This is a genomic window from Kurthia sp. Dielmo (genome assembly GCF_000307285.2).
Lineage (GTDB): Bacteria > Bacillota > Bacilli > Bacillales_A > Planococcaceae > Kurthia > Kurthia populi.
This window is the reverse complement of the sequence record NZ_HE578958.1, coordinates 224,886-234,265: the sequence shown is the minus strand read 5'-3', so window position 1 is coordinate 234,265 and position 9,380 is coordinate 224,886. Positions and strand designations below refer to the sequence as shown.

At 37.3% G+C, this 9,380-nt stretch carries 10 protein-coding genes; 6 read left to right on the top strand and 4 right to left on the bottom strand.

The genetic code is table 11. From position 1 onward, the window contains the following. Positions 1-46: 46 nt before the first annotated feature. The 4 genes from KTHG_RS09750 to KTHG_RS09735 are packed head-to-tail and all read right to left on the bottom strand — an operon-like array spanning position 47 to position 3,389. Positions 47-973 carry an ABC transporter permease gene (locus KTHG_RS09750; RefSeq protein WP_139993169.1) on the bottom strand — a complete coding sequence of 309 codons (927 nt, stop codon included), beginning with the start codon at positions 971-973 and terminating at the stop codon, positions 47-49. Beyond that, the gene (locus KTHG_RS09745; protein WP_139993166.1) at positions 951-1,862 is read right to left on the bottom strand and encodes an ABC transporter ATP-binding protein; all 912 of its coding nucleotides are present in this window, start codon (positions 1,860-1,862) and stop codon (positions 951-953) included. Before KTHG_RS09745 ends, KTHG_RS09750 begins: the two co-directional genes overlap by 23 nt. Next, positions 1,863-2,561 carry an ABC transporter ATP-binding protein gene (locus tag KTHG_RS09740; protein ID WP_139993164.1) on the bottom strand — a complete coding sequence of 233 codons (699 nt, stop codon included), beginning with the start codon at positions 2,559-2,561 and terminating at the stop codon, positions 1,863-1,865. It lies immediately after the preceding gene. Between the two features lie 51 nt (positions 2,562-2,612). Further along, positions 2,613-3,389, bottom strand: coding sequence for a hypothetical protein (locus tag KTHG_RS09735; protein WP_126989688.1), 777 nt, complete (start codon positions 3,387-3,389; stop codon positions 2,613-2,615). A 311-nt stretch (positions 3,390-3,700) separates the two neighbouring features. Here KTHG_RS09735 and KTHG_RS09730 point away from each other — a divergent pair, with 311 nt between their 5' ends. From KTHG_RS09730 to KTHG_RS21205, 6 genes are all read left to right on the top strand, one after another. Then, positions 3,701-4,363, top strand: coding sequence for an acetate uptake transporter (locus tag KTHG_RS09730; RefSeq protein WP_139993162.1), 663 nt, complete (start codon positions 3,701-3,703; stop codon positions 4,361-4,363). A gap of 389 nt (positions 4,364-4,752) precedes the next feature. Beyond that, positions 4,753-5,379, top strand: a complete 627-nt coding sequence (locus tag KTHG_RS09725) for a stage II sporulation protein M (protein ID WP_126989686.1) — start codon at positions 4,753-4,755, stop codon at positions 5,377-5,379. Positions 5,380-5,477: 98 nt separating this feature from the next. Continuing rightward, positions 5,478-6,395, top strand: coding sequence for an ABC transporter ATP-binding protein (locus KTHG_RS09720; RefSeq protein WP_126989685.1), 918 nt, complete (start codon positions 5,478-5,480; stop codon positions 6,393-6,395). Beyond that, the gene (locus tag KTHG_RS21830) at positions 6,370-6,633 is read left to right on the top strand and encodes an ABC transporter permease (protein WP_255512424.1); all 264 of its coding nucleotides are present in this window, start codon (positions 6,370-6,372) and stop codon (positions 6,631-6,633) included. The genes KTHG_RS09720 and KTHG_RS21830 overlap by 26 nt, the downstream gene beginning before the upstream one ends. Continuing rightward, entirely contained in the window at positions 6,630-7,598 is a 969-nt protein-coding gene (locus KTHG_RS09715) for an ABC transporter permease (RefSeq protein ID WP_255512423.1), read from the top strand. Before KTHG_RS21830 ends, KTHG_RS09715 begins: the two co-directional genes overlap by 4 nt. Before the next feature lie 1,280 nt (positions 7,599-8,878). Next, positions 8,879-9,380 (top strand): RNA-guided endonuclease TnpB family protein (locus KTHG_RS21205; RefSeq protein WP_147633091.1); only part of this gene is annotated, 502 nt, incomplete at its 3' end.

The following is a 9,380-nucleotide window of genomic DNA, read 5'->3' as shown; positions in this document are numbered from 1 at the left end:
ATTGGAGCTTTTTCATAGTAGTCTAGTTCTAACCGTTCTCTTTAAACTATGCGGTGATATCTGATTTCATAAACGTGGTAAAAGCGATGACTAAAAAGATAATCGCATAAATGATTTGAATCATGATAGCAAATGGGAATGAGACATCGAGTATGCCTTGCCCATGATAAATGCCTTCTAAATCTTGCACTGCAAACCAAATAAATTTGATAAATTCGTATTTTGTTAAGAACAATGTAATGGTTGTTGATAATAGTGAAATAAAAATAGTTAATCCAATTGCAAGGCTGCTTGAACGGAATACCACACCTAGCATAAAGGCGAATAACATACTCATGATTATGGCGATAAATTGGAAGCCAAATGACATAAAGATATTTTTCCAAATATTCACTTCTGTTACTTGTCCATTATCCATTATTAAATTTGCACCGGTCGCATTACCGAAAAATAGTAGCGCAACAATATAGTTTAAAACGATTGTGACAATTGATAATAGCACAGCGAATTCTACAACGGCTAATAGTTTTGATAGTAGAATTTTAAAGCGAGATACTGGACGTGTCAGTAACATTTTAATTGTGCCCTTTGAAAATTCACTTGAAACAATGCCACCGGCTACAATGACAACAAACAGTAGCACAAACATCATAAAATATGGCGCAGCTTGCATATGACCTTGCACGCTTTCTGAGCTAAGTGGTGCTACATTATTGTCTAAGCGATATTGTGAAATGGCAATAGTCTCTTCGAGGTCTTTCTTCGTGGTATCGTCAATACCTTCCTCATCTAGCATTTCTTTGTTAGCAGCGATTGTACTTTGTTCGTCTGCTTTCCAGTCACTCGAATCACTTGCAATAGAATTTGATAAAATGCCGTAGCCGACAATTGCTAAAACAAGAAGTGCCAGCATAATCCAGCTACCTTTTTTAGCCCATATCTTCATGCGTTCATTTTGTATGAGTTGGAACATGCATGTCACCTCCTGTTACTTGTAAGAATTGATCTTCGAGTGATTCCTGATAAGGAGTTACTGCGTAAATGGCGATATTTTTTTCGACGAGCTGTGCAATAAGTGCCGGAACTTGGTCGCGTTCGATATCAACAATTGTAAAGTTTTCTAATTGTGTAAATGTATAATTGTATGAATTCAATACTTCTAGGCCTTCATTGTCAATATCGAAGCGGTAACGACTTTGCTGTGATGCACGAATGTCACGTGTTTCAACAATTTGTCCTCGCTGAATAATAATGATACGGTCGCACATTAATTCAATTTCAGTTAATAAGTGACTTGATACTAATACCGCCACGCCTTCTTCATCAGCTAATTTCCGAAGTAATACGCGTAGTTCACGAATACCAGCAGGGTCTAAGCCATTTGTTGGTTCGTCCAAAATTAAAAATTTTGGCTTATGCAGTAGTGCCTGTGCAAGGCCGAGACGCTGACGCATACCAAGTGAATAAGTCGAAACTTTTTCGTGAATTCGGTCCGTTAAACCAACTTGATCGATAATGCGTGCAAGCTCGTCTTTTGATGCCTTATCATGCATACGTGCAAAATGCAGTAAATTTTTGTAGCCTGATAAATAGCTATACATTTCGGGATTTTCAACGATAACTCCAACTGGGCGAATAGCTTCGCTGAAATTTTTCTGCATCGAAATACCACCAATTTCGACCTCGCCACTTGTTGGCTTCATAAGACCGGTCATAATACGAATGGTCGTTGTTTTACCAGCGCCATTCGGTCCGATAAAGCCTGTAATTTGTCCAGGTATTAAATCAAAATTAATTGCTTGAATAATTTGTTTGCCACGAATCGTCTTTGATACGTTTTTGACGCGTACGAATGGCTCCATTTAGTCCACCCTCTCATATTGTGATTTCATCCAGCTAACTGCGTCCTGTTTCCATTCTTTTCGAATGTCCTCCATTGCTTCGTACGATAAAATTTTGCCGTCATGGAGCAATAGCAAACCATCAGTAATACGCTCTACTTCACTTAATTCATGTGTAGATAATAAAATGGTTTGCTTTGAGAGGTCTGTAAATTCCATTAACCCGTCAATTAATTGAGCTCGGACAATTGGGTCAAGTCCACTGAATGGCTCGTCTAGTAAATAGTAGGGCGTATTACGTGCAAGCACGACAGCCATTTTCAAACGTCCACGCTGGCCTTTTGATAAATCTTTGATCAGTTTTGAGCCATCGATTTTCAAAAATTCAGCAATTTCATAGGCTTTATTTAAGCAAAAATCATCGAAAATCGTATCATAAAATTCAAAAACCTGATCACCTGTGCGTTTTAAAAAATAGTTATCCGTGTCGGGCATATAGCTTACATGTTTTGAAACCAGATTTGTCACTGGATGCTGATTGTATAAAATTTTGCCGTTTGTGGGCTGCATTGTGCCCGCAAGGAGACGAAGCAGCGTTGACTTCCCGCTACCATTCTCACCAGTAAGCGCAATGACCTTCCCAAGTGGTAATGTAAAGGATATGTTCGATAAAACGGTTTTCGAGCCATAGGCATAACTTAAATTTTGAATGGTATACATAGAAACCTCCTCCTTCTTATAAAGACGTTATCGTTGTGCACGACGTTCCACTTACTTCAGCATAATGCGTTTTGTCCACATCAGCCCTCCGAAGAAACAAGCTAGGGAAATAATGAAAAGAAAGGTGTCCTCAAAAATATGCACATTCGTATAAAAATTTTCAATGTTCAAAAATCGGTGGCTGTTCACTTCTTTAAATTTAAACAGGCTATTATATGTTGGTCCGATTTCTATAAAATGCTTGTAGACATAACTTTGCTCAAAACGGTAAAACAATACGGTTCCTACGATAAGTAACACTAAAAAGACGAGATAACACCATTTACCGATATATTTTGTACAAATATGCCATAGTGGGAAAAGAACTAACGACACCGCGAGCATCGTTAGTAGCGCATAGAGTAGTACAAAAAACATCAATGTTAAGACGGCTGTGATTAGTTGCAGTGAATACGCATCATCATGCAATAATGCAAAGAGCATGGATGAAAGAATGCCGATAAGCGCAAGTGAACTAATGCAGAGCTCAACAAGCAGACGACTACATATGATTTTCCAAATTGGAATAGGTAAGTAAAAAGAGAGGTCCCGTTCATTATATAAGCGTTGTAGCTCGCTTAGTGTATGGAATAGTGTTTGAACTAATATAAGAAATAACGCGACTAAGCAAATAATAAATGAAATCTCTGACACGTCGAGTTGTTGAATAACAAAATGATGCATTAAAAATGGTAATAACCAAATCAAAATAAGCATCGAAAAAAGAAATGACATCGTATACGATATGTTTTTCAACCATTGCTCTCGAACAATTTCCAGAAAGATCAAGATAGATCACCTCACAATCTTTAGTCTATAGGACCATCATATACTAACTGTATTACTATAAGAAATAAAAAAGATGAAAAATGGATTTTTTTGTTAATTAATATCCTATCTGTTATAGTACACAAATACGCTCGTTTAAATTATTATTTTCTGTTTAGAAACTTTATTTTCTTTTTCAAGTAAGTAATCTTTTGAGAAATGTCGAAAAATCGCTTATTTGTGTCAAAATTGTGTATTGTTTGATGAAAACGGTTAATATTTGTTTTAGAAAGAAAAAAACAGCACGAAACAGCAGTCAGGGGGAACTACATATGAAAAATATTACAACAGTACGTATGCCTATTGCAGACCCATCAGGAATCGGTTTATTCGGTCTAGCAATCGTAACATTCGTCGCATCAACACAAAAATTAGGATGGACAGAGGGTCTTGGATTCGTTTTACCATGGGCGATTCTTCTTGGAGGATTTGCACAAATATACGCGTCAATTCTAGATGCAAAATTAAATAACACATTCGGTGCGACAGCCTTTGCCGCATACGGATTTTTCTGGTTAGCAGTTGGAGGTAGCTGGATGGCACAAGCTGGCTTACTTGGCGAATCATTTGCAGCCGTTGATCCAAAACAATTAGGTGTCGTTTACTTAGGTTATTTAGTATTTACAATCTTTATGACAATCGGTGCACTTGAAACAAACAAAGTGTTATTCTTTATCTTCTTCATGATTAACTTCCTATTCCTAGGCTTATCACTAAGCTCATTAGGTATCATGGAGCACGCAATGCATGAAGTAGCAGCTTGGTCTGAACTGATTGTGGCATTACTTGGCCTATACGGTGCAGGTGCTAACACATTAAACAAACATTTCGGCTTTGCATTCTTACCACTAGGCAAACCATTTGGCGTTATCACACGTGAGCGCTATGTTGCAAAACATGGTGAGCAAGCAGCAGAACAAGCATCATCACACTAATTATGTAGAAGCAGGAATCGCATATGATTCCTGCTTTTTTCTATCTAAGCGTGTATTTGATAAAGGTCTATCTATCAGAATGAATTGGTACATGGGAGAGCGCTAGCATAGACTATTTGAATAAAAGTATAATTATATAAAATCATAATCGTACAAAAAAACTAGATTAATAATAGATAGGCATTCTTTTTTTGATAAGTATGAGCCTTTTCAATACGCTACACGCTATCGTATAACGAACTGCTAATAAACGCTTTTGACTATGGCATGATTGGTGACTGCAAACATGATATGATAGGAATAGCTTAAGTAATAGTTAGTTCACATATGTTAGACATGGAACGAAAAAAGTATAGTTGTATAAAATAATAAATCTATAAAAGGTTGTGATGACAATTATTCAAAGTACATATCAAGATTTAAAAGGGCATTATAAGAAGGCAATTATTCAATTTGGGATTATTGGTGTCATTATCGCTGTTGCGACTTATGTTGGTTTAAGCGTCGGTAAAGTAGATGTCATGAAAATTATGGAGCAAATCATGGATATGCTTGGCGGCAAGGAAGCCGTCGAGGAGCTATCAAAGCAAGAAAGGCATGAAACGTTTTGGCATATTTTCTCGAATAACTGGATGGTTTGTGCACAGGTATTGTTACTAGCGCTCATTCCGCTACCGCTATATATGATTACATTTGCGGTTAATAGTGCGATGATTGGTATGGTAGCCTACATTATGCATGGTACAGGACAGGGTGTTTTCAAAAGTTTTGTGCTAGGTATTTTACCACATGGTATTATCGAGCTACCGATGATTATTATTGCGATTGCCATTGCCATGAAAATAAACAATGCTATCTACAAATGGATTTTTTCGAAATTCCAGAATAACCAAATCGGTACAGAAATTAAAAAAGCATTGCTGCAACTCATTTTCGTTTTAACACCAGGAATGCTTGTGGCAGGACTTATTGAGAGTTATATTACCCCTATTCTACTTGCATGGGGTTACCGTTAATAGTAACAAGGGACTTTTTTCATAAAGTCCCTTTTTTTGTATGGATATAACGGGTATAGTTAAACAGAGTATGTGATTTTAAAAGGAGGGATAACCCCATGACACTCGCATTGTCGAATGTTACGAAGAAATACCGTGATTTCGTCGCTGTGGACCATATCGATTTTACGATTAATCGCGGCGAGATTTTTGGCCTTATTGGACAAAATGGTGCTGGTAAGACGACAACATTCCGAATGATTTTGAATTTGCAAGATACGACGGAAGGTGAAATTTTATGGAATGGCGAATCAGTGAATAACTTGAATCGAGATTTTCTAGGTTATTTACCAGAAGAGCGCGGCATTTATCCACAAATGAAAGTAGAAGAACAGCTTTACTTTTTCGGTGAATTACACGGGAAAAGTAAAAAGGAGCTAAAGCCACGAATTGATTACTGGCTTGAGCGTTTTGATTTAGAGGAGAAGCGTAAGGTCAAAGCAGAAACCTTATCGAAAGGGAATCAGCAAAAGGTACAGCTGATTGCGAGTTTTATTCACGAACCACAATTTTTAATTTTAGATGAACCGTTTAGTGGACTAGATCCGGTGAATCGTGAATTGTTAATGTCAGCGATTATTGAGCTGCGCGATAAGGGCGTGACGATTTTATTCTCTAGTCACCAGATGGATAATGTCGAGGAGCTATGTGACCGTCTATGTATTTTAAAACGAGGGAAATCGCTGTTTTCAGGAGATTTACAAGAATTAAAAGAGCAATATGGTAAGGTGAATTTACGTGTGCGTACGGCGATGACGAAGCCGGAGCTTGCGGCACTTGATGGCGTTGTAAATGTAAAACAAACGAATGACGGCTATACACTGCGTCTAGAGAATGAAACGCATGGGCCAGCGCTATTTGAGCGAATTGGGCGTGGACAGTATATCGAAAAATTCAGTATGGATTATTTATCGCTTGATGAAATCTTTAAATTGAAAGTAGGTGGCAAAGATGGACAGAACACTCCTGCTCATTAAGCAAAACTACTTGCAGAAGGTGAAGGCGAAATCATTTATTTTAATGACGCTATTATACATGGCAGTCATCTTAGTAGCTGTCAATTGGACATCGATTAAAGATGTATTTTCAGGTGATGATCAGGTAAAGGTCGCGCTCGTTGATGAAACGAAGCAACTCGGTGCGACATTCCCTGAAAAGGGGGATGTGGAATTTGAGGCAACAACGGAAGACCGGAAAACACTTGAAAAAAAGTGAAGGATGGCGATTATGACGGCGCATTGATTTTAACAGGTAAGGATTCAAAATTAAACGCGCAGTTTATCACTTATGATTCACCCTCGCTAGCGACACAGCAAGCCGTCGAAACACATGTAGATACGGCAAGTAAATTATATGGTATTCAGCAGTTGAATTTATCAGCGGCAGAGGCAGAAACATTATTAAGTGCTCAAACGGTTATTGATGAAGTTTCACTGAAAAAAGATGATAGTGGAAAAAGCTCTGCATCGAAAATGATTGGGATTGGCGTATCGTATGTGATGGGCTTCTTAATTTATTTATTCGTTATCACATATGCATCCATGATTACAACCGATATTGCATCGGAAAAAGGCTCACGTGTGCTTGAAGTACTAATGGCGTCAATTCGCCCAAATCAGCATCTAATGGGCAAAATCGTTTCGGTATTCTTACTAGGTTTTACGCAAATTGTCATTTTAGTCGTTACTGCACTTGTTGGCTTAAAATTAGCTAAGGCTGATCTATGGTCGACTGCGGCGGATATGTTAAAGGATTTATCAGGCGCGTACATTTGGATTGTCATCGGCTTCTTCCTATTAACAATGCTGCTGTATTTAACACTAGGTGCATTGATGGGCTCACTCGTATCAAAAGTTGAGGAAGCAGGGCAAGCAACAATGCCACTTATGATGCTTATGATGGCAGGGTTCTTCAGCCTTGTATATGGTATGACAAATCCAGATACCATTCTTGTGAAAATCTTATCATTCGTACCATTTACTTCAGGGATGCTGATGCCGCTTCGCTATAGCTCAACGGATTTAAGTTTGAGCATGGCTATCATCTCACTCGCTATTTTATTCATCACATTGGTAGTCGTATTTATGGCGACTGTGGCACTTTATCGCCGCAGTGTACTGACATATAGTACGGGTAGTATTTGGACAAAATTTAAAAATGTATGGAAATTTACGACGTAATAATAGAGGGAATCGCAAATAATGCGGTTCCTTTTTTTATATTTGTATAATTTGATAAAAGAATAAAAATCAATTTTAACAGGCATTGGTCATTGAATGAAATAAATTTGCTTCATGAGTATGAAGAGAGAGAGGACACGGAGTTAGATTTTTTGGTGAGCCAGAAAAAAATCGCGATAAGGCTAGAAAGCGTGTTTTGGCTACGACATAGTTGAAAATATGTGCCAAACAAGGACAAAACACGTACATAAAAAGCCTATACTTACTAAGTATCCTGCATATGCTGTCAATGAAAATTTTTATTTACTATTTTCAGCGCAAATAAGGACTATTTTTAAGAAGCGAAAAAGGCGTATTTTAGCCGCCAGAGCCCGAAAATCGACCCATTTTCACGAATTTTGGGCGATTTTTAGTTGTGTGCTGCTCAAAATAGCGCGTGTGCTGTCATTTATTCAAGTCATACAAAAATGCGACACCAAGCCCCGAAATGAAATAAGCGCTGTGTGGAAAATGCCCTTCGGAGCGTCGAAATGAACCCAAAATGCTACAAAACGGGAAGATAAGAGCCAATTTTTTAATGAAGTGGTTAACAAAGCATCATAACTATCGCCATATAAATCGTATTTATTTGTGATAATGCGTGAGGTGAACAAATGCTTATTAATTCAACAAGCCAAATGACATACAGTTGGCGCATATTCAGAAATATGTCGTAGCCAAAACATGCTTCTTGAGCTGATTGGTGATTTAGATTTGATGATTTGTGATAAGAGAGATGGGGTTTGAAGATGTAAAAGTAGTAGCTTTATTTTTTAAAATCATATTATTAACTATCAATATAAAAGAATTTGTAAGTAATAGTCGATTCGTTATATACTATTTAAAATTGTGCGAATAATAAGCAATCATGAATTTGCAGGTGCATTCGCACTAATATTTTTGCTGTTTAAATAAAAATGAAATTTTTAATTTCTGTAAAAAAAGAAATTAAAAAAATAATATTGAAATTATCATAAATGAATTTCATTTTAATAATAGTTTGGCGTCTCACTCTTCATTGAGTGAGTGGATTGAAACAAATGGAATCAAAAGGTATTCGCCCGATTGACTATGTCTCACTCTTCATTGAGTGAGTGGGTTGAAATGCTGCAATTTCAAGTTTAAAAATGCTTGTATTAAAAGCTTTGAGCTAGGGTTTTATTTGAATGTGAGGTCAAGTTTCCATTTGAACAATAACACATGTTCTTGGTAATGTAGATTCATAGAGGGAGGTGCTTGTAATGCCACGCAAAGCCTACAAATTTAGATTATATCCAACAAAAGAACAACAGGCATTAATTCATCAAACGCATGGTCATTGCCGGTTTGTTTACAACTATTTCCTTGAACGTTGGAATACTTCTTATAAGGAAGAAGGCAACGGTCTCAATCGTTCCCTTATGTCGAAGCTCTTAACGAAAATGAAAAAGCAAGATGAGACAGCATGGTTACGTAATGTAGATAGTGTGGCATTACAAGTCGCTTACGAAAATCTGATTGATTCGTTTCAACGTTTCTTTAAAAAACAAAATAACTACCCGCGTTTTAAAAGTAAGAAAAACCCTGTTCAAAGCTACACAACAAAGAATATAAACAACAATATCGCGATTGTCAGCAAACGAATCAAACTGCCGAAGCTCGGGCTTGTGAAATTCAAACAAACCTGTAGATTAGAAGGTCGCATTATGCGCGCAACGATTAAATACAATGCGAGTGGTACGTTTTACGTGTCTGTCCTATGCG